This window comes from Psychrobacillus sp. FSL H8-0487, from assembly GCF_038008385.1.
Classification (GTDB): Bacteria; Bacillota; Bacilli; order Bacillales_A; family Planococcaceae; genus Psychrobacillus; species Psychrobacillus psychrotolerans.
In genome coordinates this window covers 3,291,649-3,312,607 of sequence record NZ_JBBOZA010000001.1, presented here as the reverse complement: position 1 = coordinate 3,312,607, position 20,959 = coordinate 3,291,649, and the positions used below count along the sequence as shown (strand labels likewise).

General features: G+C 36.1%; 23 protein-coding genes. 18 read left to right on the top strand and 5 right to left on the bottom strand.

Going from position 1 to position 20,959, the window contains the following annotated elements:
• Window positions 1-47 precede the first annotated feature (47 nt).
• The 9 genes from MHI47_RS16885 to MHI47_RS16845 all read left to right on the top strand — a co-directional run bounded on the left by MHI47_RS16885 (window position 48) and on the right by MHI47_RS16845 (window position 8,297).
• Window positions 48-998 carry a hypothetical protein gene (locus MHI47_RS16885; protein ID WP_340831589.1) on the top strand — a complete coding sequence of 317 codons (951 nt, stop codon included), beginning with the start codon at window positions 48-50 and terminating at the stop codon, window positions 996-998.
• 228 nt (window positions 999-1,226) lie between these two features.
• Window positions 1,227-1,742 carry a hypothetical protein gene (locus tag MHI47_RS16880; protein ID WP_340831588.1) on the top strand — a complete coding sequence of 172 codons (516 nt, stop codon included), beginning with the start codon at window positions 1,227-1,229 and terminating at the stop codon, window positions 1,740-1,742.
• A gap of 168 nt (window positions 1,743-1,910) precedes the next feature.
• Window positions 1,911-2,111: a cold-shock protein gene (locus tag MHI47_RS16875; RefSeq protein WP_090568691.1), complete on the top strand. Its 201-nt coding sequence runs from the start codon at window positions 1,911-1,913 to the stop codon at window positions 2,109-2,111.
• Window positions 2,112-2,380: 269 nt separating this feature from the next.
• Window positions 2,381-3,019: a PAQR family membrane homeostasis protein TrhA gene (gene trhA / locus MHI47_RS16870; RefSeq protein WP_093538226.1), complete on the top strand. Its 639-nt coding sequence runs from the start codon at window positions 2,381-2,383 to the stop codon at window positions 3,017-3,019.
• Between the two features lie 294 nt (window positions 3,020-3,313).
• Complete coding sequence (locus MHI47_RS16865) at window positions 3,314-3,721, top strand: DUF2177 family protein (RefSeq protein WP_340763620.1); 408 nt, start codon at window positions 3,314-3,316, stop codon at window positions 3,719-3,721.
• Window positions 3,718-5,505: a DAK2 domain-containing protein gene (locus tag MHI47_RS16860; RefSeq protein WP_340831587.1), complete on the top strand. Its 1,788-nt coding sequence runs from the start codon at window positions 3,718-3,720 to the stop codon at window positions 5,503-5,505. The genes MHI47_RS16865 and MHI47_RS16860 overlap by 4 nt, the downstream gene beginning before the upstream one ends.
• 15 nt (window positions 5,506-5,520) lie before the next feature.
• Window positions 5,521-6,297, top strand: a complete 777-nt coding sequence (locus MHI47_RS16855; RefSeq protein ID WP_340831585.1) for a DUF1295 domain-containing protein — start codon at window positions 5,521-5,523, stop codon at window positions 6,295-6,297.
• 109 nt (window positions 6,298-6,406) lie between these two features.
• Entirely contained in the window at window positions 6,407-7,474 is a 1,068-nt protein-coding gene (gene rlmN, locus MHI47_RS16850) for a 23S rRNA (adenine(2503)-C(2))-methyltransferase RlmN (protein ID WP_340763617.1), read from the top strand.
• 208 nt (window positions 7,475-7,682) lie between these two features.
• The gene (locus tag MHI47_RS16845) at window positions 7,683-8,297 is read left to right on the top strand and encodes an NUDIX hydrolase (protein WP_093538232.1); all 615 of its coding nucleotides are present in this window, start codon (window positions 7,683-7,685) and stop codon (window positions 8,295-8,297) included.
• A gap of 95 nt (window positions 8,298-8,392) precedes the next feature.
• On the opposite strand, the gene MHI47_RS16840 is transcribed toward MHI47_RS16845, so the two are convergent.
• The 3 genes from MHI47_RS16840 to MHI47_RS16830 are packed head-to-tail and all read right to left on the bottom strand — an operon-like array spanning window position 8,393 to window position 11,078.
• Window positions 8,393-9,286 carry a glycine betaine ABC transporter substrate-binding protein gene (locus tag MHI47_RS16840; protein WP_340831583.1) on the bottom strand — a complete coding sequence of 298 codons (894 nt, stop codon included), beginning with the start codon at window positions 9,284-9,286 and terminating at the stop codon, window positions 8,393-8,395.
• 9 nt (window positions 9,287-9,295) lie between these two features.
• Window positions 9,296-9,949: an ABC transporter permease gene (locus MHI47_RS16835; RefSeq protein WP_340763615.1), complete on the bottom strand. Its 654-nt coding sequence runs from the start codon at window positions 9,947-9,949 to the stop codon at window positions 9,296-9,298.
• Window positions 9,942-11,078, bottom strand: a complete 1,137-nt coding sequence (locus tag MHI47_RS16830; protein ID WP_340831582.1) for a betaine/proline/choline family ABC transporter ATP-binding protein — start codon at window positions 11,076-11,078, stop codon at window positions 9,942-9,944. The genes MHI47_RS16835 and MHI47_RS16830 overlap by 8 nt, the downstream gene beginning before the upstream one ends.
• A 511-nt stretch (window positions 11,079-11,589) precedes the next feature.
• Between MHI47_RS16830 and MHI47_RS16825 the strand changes: the two genes are divergently transcribed.
• From MHI47_RS16825 to MHI47_RS16810, 4 genes are all read left to right on the top strand, one after another.
• Entirely contained in the window at window positions 11,590-11,796 is a 207-nt protein-coding gene (locus MHI47_RS16825; RefSeq protein ID WP_340831581.1) for a hypothetical protein, read from the top strand.
• 80 nt (window positions 11,797-11,876) lie between these two features.
• Window positions 11,877-12,917, top strand: coding sequence for a Gfo/Idh/MocA family protein (locus MHI47_RS16820; protein ID WP_340831579.1), 1,041 nt, complete (start codon window positions 11,877-11,879; stop codon window positions 12,915-12,917).
• A 259-nt stretch (window positions 12,918-13,176) separates the two neighbouring features.
• On the top strand, window positions 13,177-14,592 hold the full coding sequence (locus MHI47_RS16815) for a tetratricopeptide repeat-containing diguanylate cyclase (RefSeq protein WP_340831578.1): 1,416 nt from the start codon (window positions 13,177-13,179) through the stop codon (window positions 14,590-14,592).
• 150 nt (window positions 14,593-14,742) lie between these two features.
• On the top strand, window positions 14,743-14,985 hold the full coding sequence (locus MHI47_RS16810; RefSeq protein ID WP_340831576.1) for a hypothetical protein: 243 nt from the start codon (window positions 14,743-14,745) through the stop codon (window positions 14,983-14,985).
• 95 nt (window positions 14,986-15,080) lie between these two features.
• Here the strand turns inward: MHI47_RS16810 and MHI47_RS16805 are convergent, their stop codons facing one another.
• Window positions 15,081-15,614 carry a dihydrofolate reductase family protein gene (locus MHI47_RS16805; protein ID WP_340831575.1) on the bottom strand — a complete coding sequence of 178 codons (534 nt, stop codon included), beginning with the start codon at window positions 15,612-15,614 and terminating at the stop codon, window positions 15,081-15,083.
• Between the two features lie 381 nt (window positions 15,615-15,995).
• Between MHI47_RS16805 and MHI47_RS16800 the strand changes: the two genes are divergently transcribed.
• Window positions 15,996-16,154 (top strand): hypothetical protein, encoded by a 159-nt coding sequence (locus MHI47_RS16800; RefSeq protein ID WP_340831573.1) that lies wholly within the window; start codon window positions 15,996-15,998, stop codon window positions 16,152-16,154.
• A 460-nt stretch (window positions 16,155-16,614) separates the two neighbouring features.
• A complete protein-coding gene (locus MHI47_RS16795) occupies window positions 16,615-17,325 on the top strand; it encodes a nuclease-related domain-containing protein (protein WP_340831572.1) in 711 nt (236 codons plus the stop codon).
• Between the two features lie 121 nt (window positions 17,326-17,446).
• Here MHI47_RS16795 and MHI47_RS16790 read toward each other — a convergent pair whose 3' ends face one another.
• Window positions 17,447-17,902, bottom strand: a complete 456-nt coding sequence (locus MHI47_RS16790; protein WP_093538248.1) for a staygreen family protein — start codon at window positions 17,900-17,902, stop codon at window positions 17,447-17,449.
• 136 nt (window positions 17,903-18,038) lie between these two features.
• Here MHI47_RS16790 and MHI47_RS16785 point away from each other — a divergent pair, with 136 nt between their 5' ends.
• The 3 genes from MHI47_RS16785 (at window position 18,039) to MHI47_RS16775 (ending at window position 20,773) form a co-directional block, all read left to right on the top strand.
• Entirely contained in the window at window positions 18,039-19,196 is a 1,158-nt protein-coding gene (locus MHI47_RS16785; protein WP_340831570.1) for a TerD family protein, read from the top strand.
• A gap of 146 nt (window positions 19,197-19,342) precedes the next feature.
• Window positions 19,343-19,936, top strand: coding sequence for an ankyrin repeat domain-containing protein (locus tag MHI47_RS16780; RefSeq protein WP_445678315.1), 594 nt, complete (start codon window positions 19,343-19,345; stop codon window positions 19,934-19,936).
• Between the two features lie 105 nt (window positions 19,937-20,041).
• Window positions 20,042-20,773, top strand: coding sequence for an MBL fold metallo-hydrolase (locus tag MHI47_RS16775; protein WP_340831566.1), 732 nt, complete (start codon window positions 20,042-20,044; stop codon window positions 20,771-20,773).
• Window positions 20,774-20,959 lie beyond the last annotated feature (186 nt).

The window sequence follows — 20,959 nt, the reverse complement described above, 5'->3', positions numbered from 1 at the left end:
GAAACGTATTTCCTACTAACTCGTATAAGAGGCAGGAGGGGATATACATGTGGGATAAATTACAAGAACGTCAGGCAGTTTTAAAAACGGAAATTATAAATAGGGATAAGGTAAACAGAAAGCACCAAACACTAACGGAACATTTAGAGGTCGCATTACATAAAAAGCAAACGTATTGGTCGCGTTTAAAAAAGGAACAGAAAGATGTGGAGAATCTTGACGGGTTTTCAATCTTGAAGGTAGTTCGAACATGGACTGGCAAGCAGGACGAGATCCGAGAAAAGGAATTAAGTGAGCTAGCTACTATAGAAGCGAAGTACAGAGAAATAGAAAAAACAGTGACAGATTTAGAACAGGATATAGTAGATATTGAAAGAGAGCTAGATCAAGCGCGCTGGAAATCTATTGATATGGAATGGGAAACGTTAATGAAAGAAAAAGAGGGATGGATATACGGGAACAAGCAGGTGGAGGCAGCTCGTCTCGACGAGTTATATGATCAAAAGACATTTCTTGCATCAAGTAGCCGTGAAATAACAGAAGCAATATCTGCGGGGCATGAGGCTAAGATTGCCTTAAGAAGAGCCCTAAAGTCACTAGAAGGCGCAAAGGATTACTCTACTTGGGACACTTTTTTAGGTGGGGGACTAATTGCAACCTCATTAAAGCATAGTAAACTGGATGAATCAGAAAATGCTATTCATGCTGCGCAGCGTTCTTTACAAAATTTTCAAACAGAACTGTTAGATATCCAACAAATAAATGCCGAGAACTTATCTGTTGAAAGAGATAGTTTTGTTACATTCGCAGATTATATATTCGATGATATATTTTCTGCATGGTCCACTCATTCCAAAATTAATAACTCGATAGATCACATTAATGAGACAATAAGCAGTTTGGAACATACAACTGTTCAACTAGAGGAACAGCTTAAAGAAGATCAAGATATGTTATATAATATGGGGATAGAAATTGCGAAGATAATTGAACAATAATATAGGTGAACCGAAAAGTACAAGTGCCAACGCCTGTCCGTATTGGCGATAAGATCTGTATAATATGACGAAATTGAGCGATATCTATACTTATTTCTCGGGAAATAATTTGACAATTAACTTGTCTTTTAGACAAATGATTATGTTGGCATTGGCAACAGTATAATTTCATTTAACAGGGGCAAGTATAGATAAAGCGCACGTAAATTGTTCTCAGGAGGAAAACCAATGTATGATCCAACTATTTTTGAAAATCTAAAAGTAGCATTTGAAAATCATGTATACGATTTAGATAATATAGAACGTAAGATAGATATTAAAAACCGAGTCGACCTCATGGACCTTTCCGTCATCGCGAGAGCTTTTAAGATAGAGTTTACTTTAGCTGACCAGCAGGATATAACAGTGGAAATAATCTTAGATGCATCTTTAGAAGATTTGGCAGGAGAAATCCTAGAAATAGGCAATAAAAATCTAGGGTGTACATTAGAGTTGAAGTTTATCAAAAATATACAAAACCCCGATCTACAATGTGAAGAAATTGAACAAGCAATTAATAACGTTTGGGAGGACGATATATCGTTGACCCAAACACTTAGCTTTGCATTTGGAACGGAATTATCAAGTTATAAAAACACTATAGAAGTGAAGTTTGATCAGAAGATTAATGAAGATCAAATAAGTGACATTTCTGTGTTCCTGGACCATGTTTTAGAGACGTTAGAAATATTATTTAAAATATAATAATCATTTCACTAGCTTTTTGTTTGAATGTGTTGTATAGTTAGGATAATAATTAAATTGCTTAGATAGAAACAATGAATTCACATATTACTAAAGGTAATCGTGAGTCTTCGGTAGCTTTTCGTAATATGTGAATTTTTTTATTCACCATAAATGGAGGTTTTTTACATGACACAAGGTACAGTAAAATGGTTTAACGCAGAAAAAGGTTTTGGATTTATCGAGGTTGAAGGTGGAAACGACGTATTCGCTCATTTCTCAGCAATCCAAGGCGACGGATTCAAATCTTTAGACGAAGGTCAAAAAGTTGAATTTGACGTTGAAGATGGTCAACGTGGACCACAAGCAGTTAACATTGTAAAACTTTAATTCTTCGGAATTAATTAAACATAGTTAGCAAAAAAGACATCCTTTCTAAGGGTGTCTTTTTTTGTGCATTTTTTTATTGTTAATGGAAGAAAATAGCTATACCAACTAAACGAGCGTAGTGAACTGAGATCTTATTAATATGGCTAGAATTGTATTGTTTTTACCTTAAGTTTGGCTCATTATTAACATCTAGAACGCATGCTATCAGATTTTTTTAAAGCAAAGTGATAGTATATAAAGAAAGAACTTAGAAATAGGATGTGCAAAATATGAGCAATACACATATATTTTCAAAACGTGAAGAGATAGCTAATGCAATCATTCATGGGATAGGGGCTATTTTTAGTATCGCTGCGCTTGTCATACTAATCGTATCTTCTGCCATGCAGGGAACAGCTTGGCATGTCGTAAGTTTTACGTTGTTTGGTTCATCGATGGTCCTATTATATTTGTCCTCCACACTTGTCCATAGTTTTCCGGCAGGACGTGTAAAAGATTTCTTTGAGATTATGGATCACTCCGCTATCTACTTTTTTATAGCTGGAACGTATACCCCTTTTTTATTTCTTGCTATTAAAGGTGCGTTGGGTTGGACATTGTTCGGTATCGTATGGGGGCTTGCAATTGGGGGCACCGTGTTCAAAGCATTTTTTGTGAAACGTTTTTTACATACTTCGACCTTATTATACGTCGTAATGGGTTGGTTAATGGTATTTGGATGGAAACCCCTTCTCGAGAATGTATCATCACAAGGACTTATACTGCTAGCTATAGGTGGTATCTTATATACAGTAGGAGCAGTTTTCTATGTGTGGCGGGCTTTTACTTATCATCATGCAGTTTGGCATGTATTTGTACTTGCAGCGTCTATTCTCCATTTCTTCGCAGTTATGACGTTGTTGCCGTAAAATATTAGGGAAAATTAAAATACAAGGTAGAGTTGTCGGAGTTTAATTTCGGCAGCTCTTTTTTGGTTTGACCATTTTTTCTAGCTGGAACGTAAAATGATTCTAGTTTATCCTCCTCTTATCATTTCACTTGTAAGTGTGTACAACTTGTATAACCTTTAACCGTATAAATCAGCCATTGTTGTATTAACTATCACATTTAAGGTTATACAAAGTATTGACACAAGAGGAATAGAATGTTATTTTTAATTTAACAGAAGTTCGTAAACTGAAATCTTTAAGGAGGTTAAGAGAATGTATTTAAAAACTTATGTAGTAACAATTATTGTGTTTTTCTTAATAGATATCATATGGCTCGGTTTTATTTCTAAAAATTTATATCAAGAAAAGCTTGGACATCTGATGAAAGCGGATGTGAATTGGGTAGCAGCGGGTCTGTTCTATCTATTATTCATAGCCGGTTTAATATTCTTCGTGATCAATCCCGCGCTTGCAAAGGATAGCTGGAAGTACGCGCTTTTAGCTGGTGGATTCTTTGGGATGATTGCTTATGCTACATATGATATGACAAATCTTGCAACCTTAAAGGATTGGCCAATTCAAGTAACCATATTAGACATTATTTGGGGAACTGTATTATGTGGTGTCACATCGATGATTACATTCTTCGTCATAAGTTATTTCGGAGGTGCAGAAGGATGACCATACAATATATGAATAGTGAAAAGCTATACTTTGGCTTTTTAGCGGGTGCCCGTGAGGTTATTAAACAAAAGCACGACCTCAACAAAATCAATGTATTTCCAGTAGCTGATGGAGATACTGGTACCAATCTCGCATTTACAATGAATGCCATCATTGAAGAAGCAAAAGTACAAAGCTCTGCTAAAAGAACGATGGAAACCATTGCGGACGCTGCTTTAGTTGGTGCTAGAGGTAATTCTGGTATTATCTTTGCACAATTCATCAATGGTTTATATATGGGGTTAGAAGATAAAGAGGAAATCTCCATTAAAGGATTTTCTCACTCCGTAACTAGTGCAGTATCATACGCACACAAAGCAATTTCCAATCCAGTTGAAGGAACGATGATTACCGTTATGCGTGACTGGGCAAATTCCTTAGATACATTAAAGGATAAAGCAACAGATTTTACAGAAGTATTTACAAAATCAATGATTATCGCTATGCAATCATTGAAGGATACTCCAAATAAACTAAAGATTTTAAAGGACGCTTCGGTCGTCGATTCAGGAGCAAAGGGCTTTATCCATTTCTTAGAAGGATTTGGGCACTTCATTCAAACGGGGAAAAGCAATGAAACACCAGTTGGGAAAGAAGAGAATATTATCCCACTTGAACATACTCATACACATGATAGCCAAGATTTAAGTCACAGGTATTGCACGGAAGCACTTGTAAAAGGAGAAAACTTGGACTTAGATCAGATTAGACAGACTCTAAGTGATCTCGGGGATTCGTTAATAGTTGCAGGAAATGAACATAAAATACGCATTCATATTCATACAAATACACCAGCAGATTTGTTTCATCGATTAAAAAACTTCGGACAGATTATTCAACAAAAAGCAGATGATATGCAAAGACAATATGAAGCAGGTCATGCAAGAAAGCATAAAATTGCACTTGTAACAGATTCCATAGCAGATCTACCAAAAGACATTATGGACAAACATCAAATACATATGATTCCATTGAATCTGATTGTAGATGATAGCAATTACTTAGATAAACTAACGATAAGCCCTTCCTATTTATATGAGTTAATGGATAAGGGAGAAAATTATCCAACATCTTCGCAGCCAACCCGTAAAGCGGCGGAGGATTTCTTGAACTTTATTTCTACAAACTATGATTCTATTGTCGTTATAACAGTATCGAATCGAATGAGTGGGACATTTGAAACGATTACTAAAGCTGCGCAAAAGCTACAGGACGCCGGGAAAAAAATTGCAGTAATCGATTCCAAGTCGAATTCGGCAGCGCAAGGACTAATCGTTTTAAAGGCAGCGGAATCCATTGAAGCAGGTAAGTCTTTTGAAGAGGTAGTGTATCAAACGGAAAAAGCTGTACAAAACACGAAAATTTTTGTGCATGTTAAAACGCTAAAATATATGGCAAGATCTGGTCGTATCAATAAGATAACAGGGATGGCAGGCAAATTATTAAATCTGAAACCAGTTGTTTCGATTGATGAAAATGGAGAGGGCATCATCCTTGGTAAAGCTCTAAGTGATAGTTCTAGTAAAAAGAAAATGCAGGCACTTGTAAGCAATATAGCACAAAGTAAAAATATAACAGGTTACTCTATCGTGCATGCCGATGCTGAACAACAAGCAAGGCAATATGCGAAGGAATTCAGTTTATTAATTGGAAAAGAGCCAACATATATCACTAATATTTCATCTATTGTTGCGATGAATGCAGGGGTTGGCTGCGTAGCAATTGCTTTAACAACAGAGTAAGGGGGGATGAGGAATATGAATATTTATATCGAAATATTACTAGTATTATTGGCATTTTTCTTTGTCGTATTTTTAATTGGGCAGGTTAAAAAGAATAATGGTTTAGTAGATATTGCATGGGGACTGGGCTTTGTGATTGTTGGCGGTTATAGCTTTTATGTAAGTGAATTTCAATCAGAACGTGCAGCAGTCGTTACAATTTTAGTGGCCTTATGGGGACTTCGTCTAGCGTACTATTTATTCCGTAGAAATTGGAGTAAAGATGAAGATTATAGATACGTGAATATGCGTAAACGTTGGGGTACGACTAAATCGAAGTACGTGAAGATGTTCTTGAATGTATATCTTCTTCAGCTTATCCTACTGTTTATCATTGCACAGCCCATCATAACGGTCAATAAATCCTCTGAAATGGGATTAGGCTGGTTAGATTATATTGGGATAGCAATATGGATTATTGGATACATTTTTGAAGTAGTAGGTGACAGTCAGCTTAAAGCGTTCATAAGCAAACCGGAGAATAAAGGCAGACTGATGAAATACGGATTGTGGAAATACACACGCCACCCAAATTACTTTGGTGAAGCAACGATGTGGTGGGGTATTTTCATTATCTCGCTATCCGTTCCAAATGGTTGGGTAGGTTTTTATAGTCCGCTAATTATTACATTACTATTGCTCTTTGTATCAGGAGTTCCATTACTTGAGAAAAAATACAAAAAACATCCGGAATGGGCGGAGTATGAAAGAACAACTAGTAAATTTATCCCAATGTATTCCAAACAAGTTTAAAGTTATTGACGGACTATTCTGGATGTACCTTTCTGTTCTCTGTTTTATACTTCAAATGTTATAATGAAATTTAAATGTTTAGAAGCAGAATTTAGAGAAGAGGATAGTTATGAATAAAACATCTATATATGGATTAACATTAGATCAATTAATAGAGTGGCTTCATGAACGTGGCCACAAAAAGTCTCGAGCGTTACAGGTTTGGAATTGGTTATATAGAAAGCGTGTTACGAATTTTGCAGATATGACAGATATACATGAAGAATGTATTCAATTATTGCAAGAACATTATACGATACAAACCCTTACGGAACATGTAAAGCAAGAAGCAGCCGATGGAACGATGAAGTTTTTGTTTAGGCTGCAAGATGGCAACTTGATCGAAACGGTTATGATGAGACATAAATATGGTATTTCCGTTTGTGTGACGACGCAAGTAGGCTGTAACATCGGCTGTAGCTTCTGTGCGAGTGGCTTACTTGCAAAGAGCCGCGATTTATCAAGCGGAGAAATCGTCGAACAAATTATGAATATTCAACTGCATCTAGACCAACTGGAGCAAAAAGATGAGGTTAGTCACATTGTCGTGATGGGAATTGGTGAGCCGTTTGATAACTTTACAAATCTGTTAGACTTCCTAAACGTCGTGATTGATCATAAAGGACTCGCAATAGCTGCTAGAAAGATAACTGTTTCTACGAGTGGTATTGTCAATAAAATTTATGAATTCACGGATACGAAAATTCCGGTAAATCTAGCTATATCCTTACATGCACCAAACAATGAGCTACGTACTAGAATTATGAAGATCAACCGTGCCATGCCAATTGAAAAGCTAATGGAATCTCTAAAATACTACTTATCAAAAAACAATCGAAGAATTACGATTGAATACATCCTACTGAAGGACGTAAATGATACGAAGGAAGTAGCTGAGGAGTTAGCCGATTTACTTCATGACATAAAGGATCAGTTATATGTCAACTTGATACCGTATAACCCTGTCGATGAACATAGCCAGTATCAAAGAAGTGAACAAGCATCTGTATTGTCGTTCTATGATACGCTGAAAAAGAGAGGCGTCAATTGCAAAATTCGTCAAGAACATGGAACAGACATCGATGCTGCGTGTGGTCAGTTGAGAAGTAAGCAAATGAAAAAGGAAAAAGTACGGTAATTAGCGTATTAACTTTTGGTAGTATTAGCTAGGATATCACTTAATAAGCACTCAGTTGGATTTTCATCAAGCTGAGTGTTTTTTCTATGTTATTTAATTGGAAAAAGGAAAACTACATCTTTATTTGGCGAAAGATGGCATTTATTTTATGGACAGCAATTTTAATGTTACGATAATAGAATAATACTAATGTTGGGAGAGAGATTCTGTGTTTTTGGATAAGCTGAAGAAGGAGCTAAATGATAAGCAACCGCTTTTTATAGGAGAGGAAACGGCACTACGTTATGCTGTTTTAATACCCCTAGTACAAGTGGATGGCGAATGGCATGTGCTATTCGAGGTGCGCTCATTAACGATGAGAAAGCAACCAGGGGACATCAGTTTTCCAGGTGGTCGAATCGATCCAACAGACGCATCTCCAATGGAAGCGGCAATTCGAGAAACCCATGAAGAGTTAGGTGTCGATCCAACATGCATCAAGGTGTTGGGGCAGATGAGTGCATATATTGCCTCTCCATCATTTGTTGTCTACCCATTTGTGGCAACGATCGACCATCACGAAATCGAATCCTTTAACAAAGACGAGGTCGAAGCGGTATTCACGATCCCCGTTAACTGGCTTTTAAATCATGAGCCCTATATGCATACAGTTTCTGTACAGCCAATGCCTCCGATGGATTTCCCATACGACAAGATTTTCAACGGAGACAAATATCAATGGAGACCTCGTGCAATTGAGGAATGGTTTTACGAGTATGGGGAATATACAATTTGGGGTCTGACAGCTAGGGTATTGAAGCATTTTGTGGAGACGATAAAATAAACGGCTCCCTGTGTAGGACACTATTCTGAATAGTGTCCTACACAGGGAACATATAAAACACCGATTCCCAAAAGGAATCGGTGTTTTCGACACATCTATTCTTTGCTGATAAATCCAGCTTCTTGAAGGAATTCTTTAGCTACAAGTTCAACCATCTGTCCTTCATTGTCTACTTTAGCATTCATCTCTTGCATTGCTGTTTCATCAATTTTACCTGCTAATTCAAGGAGGACTTCGCCAATTTCAGGGTACTGTTCCAATACCTTTGTTCGAACGAGAGGAAGAGCATGATATGGTGGGAAATAACCTTTGTCATCTTCTAACACACGTAAATTATACATTTGTAGCTGACCATCCGTTGTATAAGAGTTAATAACGTCTACCTCTTTAGCATTGATGGAGCGATACATAATCCCGTGATCCATTCCCTTTACATCCTTGAACTGAAGATCGTACTCTTTTTGAAACCCTGGTAAACCATCAGGACGATCGATAAATTCAAAAACCGCGCCGAGTATAAAATCATCGGAAACTTTTGCGAAGTCACTAAATGTTGTTACTCCCAATGATTCAGCCTCTGCTTCATCAAGGGCTAATGTATACGTATTGTTAAAACCAAAAGATTCAAGAGCAGTAATACCATCAGCTAAAACTAACTCTTTTGTCTTTGCCAACGTTTCATCGGCATTACCGGTAGTTTCTTGATAATAGTTAATAACGATCGTACCAGTATAGTCTGGAATAACATCTATTTTTCCATTTAACATAGCAGTCCAAACGACATTAGATCCACCAAGGTTTTCTTTATAAGTTACATTAATACCTGTTTTTTCTTCGATTAATTGGCCCATAAGATTAGAGAGAATGATACTTTCCGTATTGTTTCTAGACCCTATTATTAAGGCATCCTCTTCTTTGAATATACAGCCTGATAGTGTAGTAACTAAAAGAAGTAGTGCTAAACATTTAATAAGAGTTTTTTTCGTCATATGATCACCTTATTTTAACCCTTCTGGCGTCGTCCAACGTTCTAGATAAGTAAAGAAAATTTCTAAAATTATCGCTAATAATGCCGCTGGAATAGCACCTAGTAAGATTAATCCGTCTATACCACGAGTAATCCCAAGGAAGATGAAATCTCCAAGACCACCAGCACCGATAAACGCTGCAAGTGTAGCAGTTCCGACATTAATAACAGCAGCAGTACGTACACCGGCCATAATCATTGGAATCGCAAGAGGAAGTTCTACTTTTATCAACACTTGAAGACTTGTCATACCCATACCCTTCGCAGCTTCTACTGTTGCTTTATTGACATCTTTAATACCGGTATATGTGTTTCTTATAATTGGAAGAAGAGAATACAGAAATAGAGCAGCAATTGCTGTATTTACACCAATACCGAAAATAGGAATCATAAAACCTAATAGTGCTAAACTCGGGATGGTTTGCATAATTCCCGCACCACCAAGTACTACTGTTGATAGCTTTGGAACGCGTGTTATTAAAATTCCTAAACCAATTCCTAGGACAATTGCGATTAGCATAGAGAAGAAAACTAATTGTATATGAACAGAAGTTGCTTCTAGTACCTCTGTCCAGCGCATTTCTGCTTGTTGCATAAACTGTTCCCATATATTTAAATTATTCATTTATACCCTCCAATTCTGTCCACTGACTGGACAAAGCAGTGAGTAATGTCCCACGAGTCACTATTCCAACTACTTTTTTTGCTTCATTTAAGACAGGTATAACCCCGTATTTAACACTTGGCATCATCATAATTGCATCTTTTGCTGTCGCTGTTATGGTCAAGGTATGTTCAGGTACTATTAGGATTTCTTCGATTGACTGAATCGAATTCATTTTTTTTATTAATTCGTAGGCAGAGATGAGCCCAACGAATGAATCATCCAGATCATCTTCAATAATTAAAGAAGTAATTTTTTGTTGACGCATCATTAATAATGCTTTTTCAGGAGAGAGATTAAGTAAAGAGGTTACAACTCTTGTTGTCATTACACTGACCACAGGCATCAGTTCCGGGTTTTGTATAATTCTATCCTTACCGATAAATTCCTCGACAAAGTTGGAAGCAGGTTCTTGTAATATTTTCTCTGGAGTATCTATTTGGAGTAAATTTCCGTCTTTCATAATCGCAATACGATCCCCAAGCTTTAACGCCTCATCCATATCATGTGTCACGAATACAATTGTTTTCTTTAGTTTTCTTTGCAAAGTTATTAATTGGTCTTGTAGCTGATCACGAGTTATAGGATCTAATGCACCAAACGGCTCATCCATGAGAAGGACACGAGGGTCAGATGCCAGTGCTCTTGCCACACCCACACGCTGTTGTTGTCCTCCCGAAAGTTCTTTGGGATAACGACTACCGTACACTTCAGGGTCAAGGTCAACCATTATGAGTAACTCTTTCACTCGAGCTTTAATCTTCTCTTTGTCCCAGCCTTTTAACTCTGGAACAATTGCAATATTTTTTTCGATTGTATAGTGTGGAAAAAGACCAATTTGTTGGATAACATATCCGATATTACGACGTAATTCTGAAGGGTTTAACTTCGTAATGTCCTTTCCATCAATAGATATAGTCCCGTTTGTGTGCGGAATCATTCGATTAATCATCTTCATTGTGGTTGATTTTCCAGAACCACTAGGTCCGATAAGAACTAAAAACTCACCTTCTGGGACTTCAAAACTTACTGAATCCACAGCTTTAAAGCCATCCGTATATACTTTGCTAACATGTTCGAATTTTATCATAAGTACCTCCTTGGTTAATAATTATTTAAATAGAAAATATTTACATTAATTTGGCGCACAAAAAAAGGACTACCTACAATTCCTTTGGGAAAGTGAGGTGTCTCTATGCCATTGCTAAGACATACAGCTAATGTTTCAAAATGTGATTTTATCAAAATGATAACTACCTTTGACGAGAGAAGTAAATAGCAATTGGTGCTGAACTTGTGATCAGCATAGAATGGTTTCACGTAGAGTGTGAATAGAAAAGTGATGGGAGAAAATCGTCTGGTTTTTTAGAATAAAATCATTTATATAAATATTTCCTTTATTAAGGGTAACACTATTTTCCTAGTTTTGCAAAGGTGCTTCCAATTATTTTCCAATTACGAAAGCAATTAGTTTTATAGAAAGTTAGAAACTGTAGTAGGTAGTTTATGTTAAAGTCGTGTATTGCTTGCGATTCTAAGCGTAAGTTCGATAAGATGAAAATAAGTATAATTTCTATGTTACAGCTAGAGGAGGTTCAACGTTGAAAAGAACTGGTACAGTGCTGATGTTTATAGGAGCAGTGATGCTTGGTATTTTTATGTTTGCAGATTTAACAATGGATTTTGCTCTGTGGATTACAGGCTTCTTAGTTAGCATGGTCGTTGCAATTTCAGGAACAGTAATGTTAATCATATATTTGGCAAGAGGCATTAAAGCAGATAAAGCATCAAAAAACGATTCCGAGTAGGAAATCGTTTTTTGATGTTCCCTGTGTAAGAAACAATTCTAAATTGTTTCTTACACAGGGAACAAAAAAGGAGAGATACAATGGGGATAAAAGTGGGAATTATAGGCTGTGGGTCGATTACTAAATTGCGCCATGCACCAGAATATAAAGCAAATCCATTCGTGGACGAAATCGTTTTTTATGATCGGAATCCTGAACGAGCAGAGGCTTTAGCGGTCATGTTTGATGGGATAGTAGAGCAAGATGTAGATAAATTATTAACAGATCCCACGATTCAAGTAATTAGTGATTGTTCTTCGAATGAATCTCATCATATTTTTTCAACCAAAGCATTATTAAATGGGAAGCATGTTCTGTGTGAAAAACCAATCTCGCTTACGATTGAACATGCAAAAGAAATACTGGATGCCCAAAAGCAATCCGGGAAAAAGTTTATGGTCGATCACAATCAACGTTTTACTCGTGCGCATCAAAAGGCAAAAGAAATCATACAAAGTGAAGAGCTTGGAAAAGTGCTGACTTTTAGAACGACATTTGGACACTCTGGACCAGAACAATGGGGTATTAATAAATCTAACTCCACCTGGTTTTTTCAAAAGGAGCGTTCGGGCCTAGGTGTTGCTGGAGATTTAGGAATCCATAAGATAGATTTATTGCATTATTTATTAGATGATGAAATGGAACAGGTAAGTGCCTTCCAGGGGGCACTAGACAAAGTGGATGAAAACAACGAACCGATAGAAGTATGCGATAATATCGTATGTAGTTTAAAAACGAAAAAGGGACGTATAGGTACTGCTGCATTCTCTTGGACGTATTACGGAGAAGAAGATAATAGCACTATTATCTACTGTGAAAAAGGTATTGTGAAAATCTATCATAGTGATCAGCACCAATTAGAAGTGATTACGAAAGATGGAGAGAAGGTACAATACCAACTAGAGAATATCCAAACGAATAACAACCAAACAAACAGTGGGGTAATCGATGCCTTTATCGAAAGCATCCGTATGGATCAGACTCCGCTTGTTACTGGAGAAGATGCACTTCTTGCTTTAAAAGTTATTTTAGGTATTATAGAAGCAGCTGAAACAAATACGGTTGTAACTATTGAAGCATAAGGTTTGATATAGTAAAATGTGAAAACGAATTCTACTTGTATAGAAGAATTCGTTTTTTTTGTATAAAAATATATGCAGTTCAGAAACCTCCTAATCATCTTCCGAGTACTGGATAAATAATGAACCACAAGTTATAATTAGGTAGTCAAAAATGTGAATTATTGGACAAATAGGTTACAATATCCTTCAAATTATATTTTAACAATTTTATTTAATATACATAATTAGTACTACAGAAGTCCTATGAGAATGGAGCAAGATGATGGTGAAAGAAGAGTTAACTAGTTTGCAGACAGAAGTTAGTCAGTTACGAGCTGAAGGGAAATATCAGGAAACAATCGAAAAAGCAAGTGAGTTGTTGGAGATTGGGACCGTTTATAGTGACTATAAATCGATGCTTATAGCTCATATTAACCAGGCTGCTTCTTATTATTCCATAGGAGATATTGAGGAAGCATTTGCAAGTATGGAGCTATATGAGGGAATTACACAAGTACATGGTGACGATGCGGACTATTTGCAATTATATAATATTTTGTTCTTGTTATATGAGTTTAACAAACAATATGAATCTGCGAAGGAAACACTGCAAAAAAGTATGCAGCTTGCTGAGCAGTTAAAGAAATATAATATTTTGAGCAATGCCTATAGTAATTATAGTCATGTGTGTATCAAACTAGAGGATTATGAAGAAGCATTAAAAATGGCAAAAAAAGGACTAGCTGCTGCAAAGCTACATGAGCCAAACACTCCTGTATTAGAAGTAAGGGTAATGTTCAATATAGCTCATGCCTATATTAACTTAAACCTTTTAGAAGAAGCGAACCGAGTAATGGATGAAATGGAACAGAAAAATATATTCGGGTCATTTGTAAGAGAACGTGCACAGTTCCAATTACTAAAAGGAGAATGGCTAAGAAAGAAGAAAGCATATAAAAAGGCTTTTCAAGCATATTCCACTGCAAAGGAAATGGTAGATACTTATCAGGATGTATATTTGTTAAAGACTATACAAGAAAAGCGTTTAAAGACTAGTGAAATAATGGAAGATTTCCAGTTATCTTATCAAGTACAAAAAGAGTACATAGATCTTTTAAATATTATTAATGAGCGAGAAATTGCTTTTAAGGCTATTAAATTGAATGTAAAACACCAATTATCCAAGATACAGAAAAAAGCGGAATTGGATTACTTAACTGGTTTGTATAATAGAGGCTATGTGAGTGAACTGGCAACAAATTGGCTCGTGGATGTTAAAGAAACGAAGACGCCAATTAGCTGTATTGCCTTCGATTTGGATGGATTCAAGGCGGTTAATGATGTGCACGGGCATTTAATGGGTGACAAGGTAATTCGTGAAGTAGGCAAGTTGTGTAAAAGCACTTTGAGTCCTGATTTCGTCATCGGGCGTTATGGCGGGGATGAATTTGTGATAATTGGAAGAAGTTCCATAGAAGAGACAGTGAAGCTTGCTAGTTTATTGAAAGAAGCTATAACAGGTATGAGATTAGTTGAGAATGAACAGTCGATAAAAATAGCAGCTAGTTTTGGAATTTCTTCAACAGAAGATGATTTACTTAATTCTTTTGACGAGCTTTTTCATTTGGCCGACATGCGACTTTATAATGCAAAACAAAATGGCAAGAATCAGGTTTATGCAGGTAGCTTAAAATAAGTAACGGTAGGAAAAAATATACTCCTCTAATTACAAGTTTCCTTTTAAAAGAAAAGGAGCTTGTTTTTTTATTGACGAATATAAGAACTGTTTAAGAGTGAAGAAACTAACTTATACTTGTGGAAATGATAGGGACAGGAGATACATGGTGTGAAAGAATTCAAAGTCACTTACTTTTTTGATGAAGAGCATTATATTAGAAGGTTCATCTATGCCGAGTCCCAAGAAAAAGTGGAAGAACTAATTCAAAATGAGCGGGATGGATATATTTCATTTACAGATAGCAGAGAGATATATCATGAACTAAATACGAGGAGAGTTCGAGTGACTCAAATAGCAGAATATCACCGAATAGATAAAACGAAAAAAGCATCAGGGATTGATAAAATCTGATGCTTTTTATTGGGAATTGGTTCAGGAGCTTAGTAACATGGTGGTTTAGAACAAACAGTAGGAAACCTTAAAAGGACAAGACGCATGAGTGTATCTTATCTTTTCACTTCATAATGAAGCTCAGCAAATTGGTTAAAACGATTAATACTCTTTAGAGTAAGCTCCGTCTCAAAATCCACTTCTTTAAACAAGGGAATTCCTTTTCCGATTAGCACTGGGGACACTGTAATAATCATTTCATCTACTAATTTATCATTAATGAATGAGTGGATTAAATCTCCACCGCCCATTACCCAAATATTTTTACCTTCTTTATTTTTTAATTGATTTGTAAAGTCGACTACATTTTCACTAAAGAATTTGACGTTCTCATTATCCTTACTAACGGTTCTAGAGAAAACATAGCATTCCTTATCTTCATAAGGGAAGCTTTCTGATTCTTGTTCGAGAAGCCAGTCGTATGTGCGTCTACCCATTATTACAGTATCTACTGTGTCATAGAATTCAGAATATCCATTATCACCTTCACCTTCCACATTAAATAACCACTCTAAAGAGTCATCCTCTGTTGCAATGTACCCGTCTAAGCTTGTGGCAATGAACAATACAATTTTTCTTTTATTAATCATAATAAACTCCTTTAGTTAGATTTCTAGAGAGACCAGGATCAAACAGGTCGAAGATAAGAGAATTCTGGTCATGGCTCTTTTATAAAAGAAATATAAAGTTAGCCATTCCAAGTAGTGTTGAAGTTGTGTGTTACACAGGGAGCATATTTATTTTAGTCCCATCATACAATACTTTCTGGAAATTATCCTATTAAACTTATCGCTTTAAATTTTTCATCCTACATGATATGTAAAGATTAACTGGACAGCTATAAGCATACGAAAAAGGGTAATTTTTTTATGGAAGAAATAATCGAATCATTAAGTTTTAAAAGAAAAACGTTAGAAGTGAATTTTTTAGGGAAAAGAAATACTAAGAAGAAAAATAGGGAGGTGAATGTGATGAAAAAAGAGTCTAATCATGAAAAGGATAACTCCAATCAAGAAGATCTAACTGTGGAGCAAGGAAAGCCTAATGAGTTAAGTGACCAACAGAAAGAAGAACTTCAAGTGAAAGATGGCCAAAATGATCATCATGTGGATGAACGTGGCGGAAGATAAGTATTGAAGGATAATAAGAGAAATGAAAGCACCTTTCGTTAAAAACAGGTATACAATACTTGAATTATTAATGAGAAGGTGTTTTTTCTATGGATTGAAATTAGGAGAGATTCGAACAAAGTAATTTCCCTGTTTTGAGGAAATACCTCGCGATATTAGACAATAACTTTAAATATTAAATCTAATGAAATCTGCCAGAGATATAACTTGGTAGTTTTTTATTTGTTAATTTTTATATATAAAGTCCAATTAAATAGTTAAATTTTGTGATATTATTGAGTTGATTAGAATATCTAGTGTTTATTATTTCAAATTGGATGAATTAATAATTGAAATAATATTATTTAAGGAGAGGTTAAGTGACAGGAGTTGCTAATAAACCATTACTTGGGCCGGTGTGTAAGTACTGTATAAAACAGGGAGCATATTTAGGGGTAAATAAACGAAAGGCTGTGAGTGTTTGTTCAAAAAAATAATCCATCGTCTAGAAGATTTACTTATTTCTCCTGCAGTAAATAAGCCTGCAGATAAACCCAAGCAAAAGTCAGTCATCTCTACTTATAAGGAACAGACTGGAAATGGACTATTCTCCACGATATTCAACAAAGGAAATTACGGGGAATTCTTATCCTATGGTAAATTGGCAAAGTTGCCGGGGTACCACAAAGCATTGTTCAATATTTACATCCCCAACGGCAAAGAAAAAACGACTGAAATCGATTTGGTTTACATTCATGAAACCGGTATTTATGTAATCGAGTCGAAAAATTATAGCGGTTGGATTTTCGGGGATGAAAAGTCACAAAACTGGATGCAAACCTTTCCAAATAGACAAAAGTTTTCTTTTTACAATCCAATTAAGCAAAATCTAGGTCATATAAAAGCGCTTAAGGACCTGTTGCCATCCCTGGAAACTACTCAATTTACATCTGTCATAGTCTTCAGCGAAAGATGTGAGCTAAAGAAAGTTACTTGCGAGACAAAAGATACATACGTTATCAAACGCGATCGTTTATCTAACTTAATCGCGCAACAAATTCAAGAATCCCCCAAGACTTTAGAAGCCCCTTATATAGACAAAATCTATAATTTTCTAGCACAGTACCAAAAGGTAGATAAATCTGTGAAGGAACAACATATTGAAAAGATTAAGGGGAATGTTACTCGCTAGAAATAAAAAATGCATGGAATATGTGAACGTCTGATTTAGTTGAAAGAAAGTACTGTAAACGAAAAGGTTGAAATATACAACACATCATTGCATATTTCAATCTTTTCAATTTAAATGAAAATTAAGTGGTGAAACTGTTGAAAGTCTGCCAAATCTCTTGTTTAGCAAGTGGAGGATAAGTGGATATAAAGTTCACAATGATTAAGGGATTATTTAGATCTGGGTATAGGTGGAATAAAAACCTGTCACCATATCGAATAGCTGTTAAAGCAAGTGGTAGTTCGCGTCGGAAAACTTCCTCTCGTTTGGTTGCTGTGGTTAAGTCATACTCTCCTTGATCGATATATAGAAATACATTGAAATATAAACAATTTTCATGTGTTACCCATTCACCTAATACTTCATCTCTCATTTTAGGATTGACTTTATCCCACGCAAACTGGGTTCCAATTGTTAAGAATAGTTCTCCAGTGAAATCAGAATGAGTTAGTGTATATTTTCTAGAAATAATCGGCTCCGTAGCGGTGACACAATCCCTGTATTCAACAGAAAGTTTTTCTGAATTGAACTTACTCATGCCATTAACCCCAATCGTTTATTTATATGTATATGCTACTTTTTTGTTTGAGATCGGTAACAAGTCATGGTGAAAACAAAGAAAAAATATAGCGTATTTTGTATAATGGTAAGTAATAATCTAAAGGGGTGTTTTCATGCAAATACAACGTGGGCAGAAGGTTACATTAGAAAATACAACACAATTGGAATGTTTTGTTCGATGGTCCACACCGAAAAAAGATATGGAGCTAGATATTTCTTCCTTTTTATTGCAAGCTGGGGATCGCTGCGAAAAGGATGAACATTTTATCTTTTACGGTCAACCACATAGTCCCGATAAATCAGTTAGCTATGCGAAAGGAACAATATTAGATGGCTCGATTACTATTCAGTTGAATACTGTTCCTGAAACAATTGAAAAAATAGCTATTGCCTTGACTATTCATGAAGGAGACGCGCAAAATTTACGTTTTCAAGAAGTAGAAAAGCTAGAGCTTCTTATAAGAGATGCTGCTACAGGCAATACTTTATATACTTATTCGTTTGGTGACGACTTGCAGCAGGAGACGGCCATAGTGGTAGGTGAGTTATATAGATATAAGGGGTATTGGAAATTTAGTGTGATTGGTAGTGGATTTAATGGAGGGCTGGAGGCATTATGTTTAAATTATGGTTTAGAGATTGAAAATAGCGAGAGTAGTATACAGAGTGATCCTACTCCACCTCCTATAGAAGCACCTAAAAAAGAAAAGCCAAACCTGGAGAAAATGAATATTAATCTGAAGAAAAAGGAATCCATATCGATAGCTAAGTCCAATAAAATTGTAGCCACTTTGGAGTGGGCGAATCGTAAAAAGGATTTAGATTTATATTGTTTTTATGTATTGAAAAATGGTGATACAGGAAAAGTGTATTACCGTTCAATGGGGAATGCGAACCAAAAGCCTTTTATTACGCTAGATGGTGATAGTAGGGGAGCAGGAAAAGAAACTATTGTTATACACGACCCCTCTAAATTGAAGTATGTATTGTTTGCAGCATATAGCGCAGTTAGCAACGGCATAGGTAGTTTCAAAAGTATGAAGGCGCAAGCTGTCGTTGATAACCAATTGGGTCAACGGATAACTAGCCCGTTATATGAGAAAAATCGTTTAGCTTACTGGGTAGCGATTGCCCATATTGACTTTACAGATGCCGATAATATTAATGTCAGTCACGTAGAGAGGTATTCAAAATCTGGTTCTGAACATTCTCCAGAGCTATACGCGGATGGCTTGTTTGAAATGGATCGTGGAGTAGTTGAGTTTAAATAATTTTTATATGCTGTATCCATTTGTGTGCGGAAGTTAGGATGATGGTGGAAAGTTGTGGGTAGGATATGCAGAGACTGTTCATATTAATGGGGATAACTTTATTCCTCCAAGGCTGTATGGCGATGAATATAGGAGAGGATGAGACGATGAACGAGCAATTATTCAAAGTAGTAGAAGGCAAAGAGGTTGATAGAGTTAGAGATTTACTTGATAAAGGAGTAGATATCAATGCACAGGATACACAGGGGAGAACAGCGATCATGATTGCTACTTACGCAAATGACGTGGAAATGGTCAAGGTATTAATCGCTGAAGGTGCAGATGTAGATATTCAGGATAATATGCTTAATAACCCTTTTCTTTATGCAGGAGCAGAAGGATATATGGAAATCTTAAAGCTAATGATTGTAGCTGGAGCAGATCCAACGATCACTAATCGATATGGTGGAGTTGCACTCATCCCTGCCTCAGAACATGGCTATGTAGAGGTAGTGAAAGAGCTTCTGACAAATACAAAGACTGACGTGAATCATGTGAATAATCTAGGGTGGACTGCTTTGCTCGAGGCTATCATTTTAAATGATGGATCTGAAAAACAGCAGCAAACGATTCGTTTATTAATCGAGCACGGAGCTGATGTAAATCTTGCAGATAAAGATGGCGTAACTCCGTTGGAACATGCTAGGGAAAAGGGATATAAAGAGATTGAAGAGATTTTGTTAGAAGCAGGGGCAAACTAATAATCTAGGAATATTTTACAGAGTATTATATATAATTTGGTACTCCCTAATAGGGCATGATAATATCATGGAATCAGAAAGATTCATAGAAAGAGGCTAAAACCTATGGAATGCAGAGTAGTTGGTATGTGGGGAGGGTTCCCTAAAAAGAATGGCCCTTGCTCAGGATATTTAATCCAGCACGAAGGATTTTCATTACTACTAGACTGTGGAAGTGGTGTCTTATCAGAGTTACAAAATTATATAGATTTAAATGATATAAATCATGTTATTTTAACTCACTACCATTATGATCATTTCAGTGATATTGGATCGTATTTATTCTCTAGGCTGGTAAATACACAGTTAGGTAGAACTTCGGAAGAATTATGTGTTTATGGACCGGAAGACGAGGGGATGCAAAAGCAAGTGGAAGCTGTTGCTTATTCTCGTTTCACTTCATTTAATGAACAGAGTCAGTTTGACATCGGGCCATTCAGCTGTACGTTTATGCGGAATATCCATCCCGTAGAAACGTATAGCGTAAAAATTGTATGTGACAACAAAAGTATTGTATTTACGTCTGATACTAGTTTTACTCCGGATTTAATTGATTTTGCAGCGGATAGTGATCTTTTGATAACGGAATGTAGTTTGTATGAAGGAATGGACGGAGAAGTCTCGGGGCATATGACTTCGAAGGATGCTGGAATACTTGCATACCAATCAAAAGCAAAAAGAGTGTTATTAACACATCTTCCACACTACGGTGATTTGAACGATTTAGTAGCTAGTGCGAAAAAACAAGGCAATCCAAATATTGAGTTAGCAGAGTCAGGAATGTTAATAGAATTATAACAGCTGTTAGAATGAATACTCTTTGAAGTATTTGTTCTAGTAGCTATTTTTAATTAACAAATTAGGAGATGAACAGGGGGTATCTTTTACGTAAATTCCAGTCAAATGGGAAAAGGTTGCTAAATACCTAATCTGTTACTAAAATAGAAGTAAGAATATTCTACTAGTTAAGGACGGGTGGGGGTG

Excerpts from the sequence above, each read along its gene's own strand:
- MHI47_RS16815 (WP_340831578.1), top strand. The coding sequence starts at position 13,177 with ATGATGGTGAAAGAAGAGTTAACTAGTTTGCAGACAGAAGTTAGTCAG.
- MHI47_RS16775 (WP_340831566.1), top strand. The coding sequence starts at position 20,042 with ATGGAATGCAGAGTAGTTGGTATGTGGGGAGGGTTCCCTAAAAAGAAT.
- MHI47_RS16830 (WP_340831582.1), bottom strand. The coding sequence starts at position 11,078 with ATGATAAAATTCGAACATGTTAGCAAAGTATATACGGATGGCTTTAAA.
- MHI47_RS16835 (WP_340763615.1), bottom strand. The coding sequence starts at position 9,949 with ATGAATAATTTAAATATATGGGAACAGTTTATGCAACAAGCAGAAATG.
- MHI47_RS16780 (WP_445678315.1), top strand. The coding sequence starts at position 19,343 with ATGAACGAGCAATTATTCAAAGTAGTAGAAGGCAAAGAGGTTGATAGA.
- MHI47_RS16855 (WP_340831585.1), top strand. The coding sequence starts at position 5,521 with ATGAATATTTATATCGAAATATTACTAGTATTATTGGCATTTTTCTTT.
- trhA (WP_093538226.1), top strand. The coding sequence starts at position 2,381 with ATGAGCAATACACATATATTTTCAAAACGTGAAGAGATAGCTAATGCA.
- MHI47_RS16840 (WP_340831583.1), bottom strand. The coding sequence starts at position 9,286 with ATGACGAAAAAAACTCTTATTAAATGTTTAGCACTACTTCTTTTAGTT.
- MHI47_RS16820 (WP_340831579.1), top strand. The coding sequence starts at position 11,877 with ATGGGGATAAAAGTGGGAATTATAGGCTGTGGGTCGATTACTAAATTG.
- MHI47_RS16805 (WP_340831575.1), bottom strand. The coding sequence starts at position 15,614 with ATGATTAATAAAAGAAAAATTGTATTGTTCATTGCCACAAGCTTAGAC.
- MHI47_RS16790 (WP_093538248.1), bottom strand. The coding sequence starts at position 17,902 with ATGAGTAAGTTCAATTCAGAAAAACTTTCTGTTGAATACAGGGATTGT.
- MHI47_RS16860 (WP_340831587.1), top strand. The coding sequence starts at position 3,718 with ATGACCATACAATATATGAATAGTGAAAAGCTATACTTTGGCTTTTTA.
- MHI47_RS16865 (WP_340763620.1), top strand. The coding sequence starts at position 3,314 with ATGTATTTAAAAACTTATGTAGTAACAATTATTGTGTTTTTCTTAATA.
- MHI47_RS16880 (WP_340831588.1), top strand. The coding sequence starts at position 1,227 with ATGTATGATCCAACTATTTTTGAAAATCTAAAAGTAGCATTTGAAAAT.
- MHI47_RS16875 (WP_090568691.1), top strand. The coding sequence starts at position 1,911 with ATGACACAAGGTACAGTAAAATGGTTTAACGCAGAAAAAGGTTTTGGA.
- MHI47_RS16785 (WP_340831570.1), top strand. The coding sequence starts at position 18,039 with ATGCAAATACAACGTGGGCAGAAGGTTACATTAGAAAATACAACACAA.
- MHI47_RS16885 (WP_340831589.1), top strand. The coding sequence starts at position 48 with ATGTGGGATAAATTACAAGAACGTCAGGCAGTTTTAAAAACGGAAATT.
- MHI47_RS16800 (WP_340831573.1), top strand. The coding sequence starts at position 15,996 with ATGAAAAAAGAGTCTAATCATGAAAAGGATAACTCCAATCAAGAAGAT.
- rlmN (WP_340763617.1), top strand. The coding sequence starts at position 6,407 with ATGAATAAAACATCTATATATGGATTAACATTAGATCAATTAATAGAG.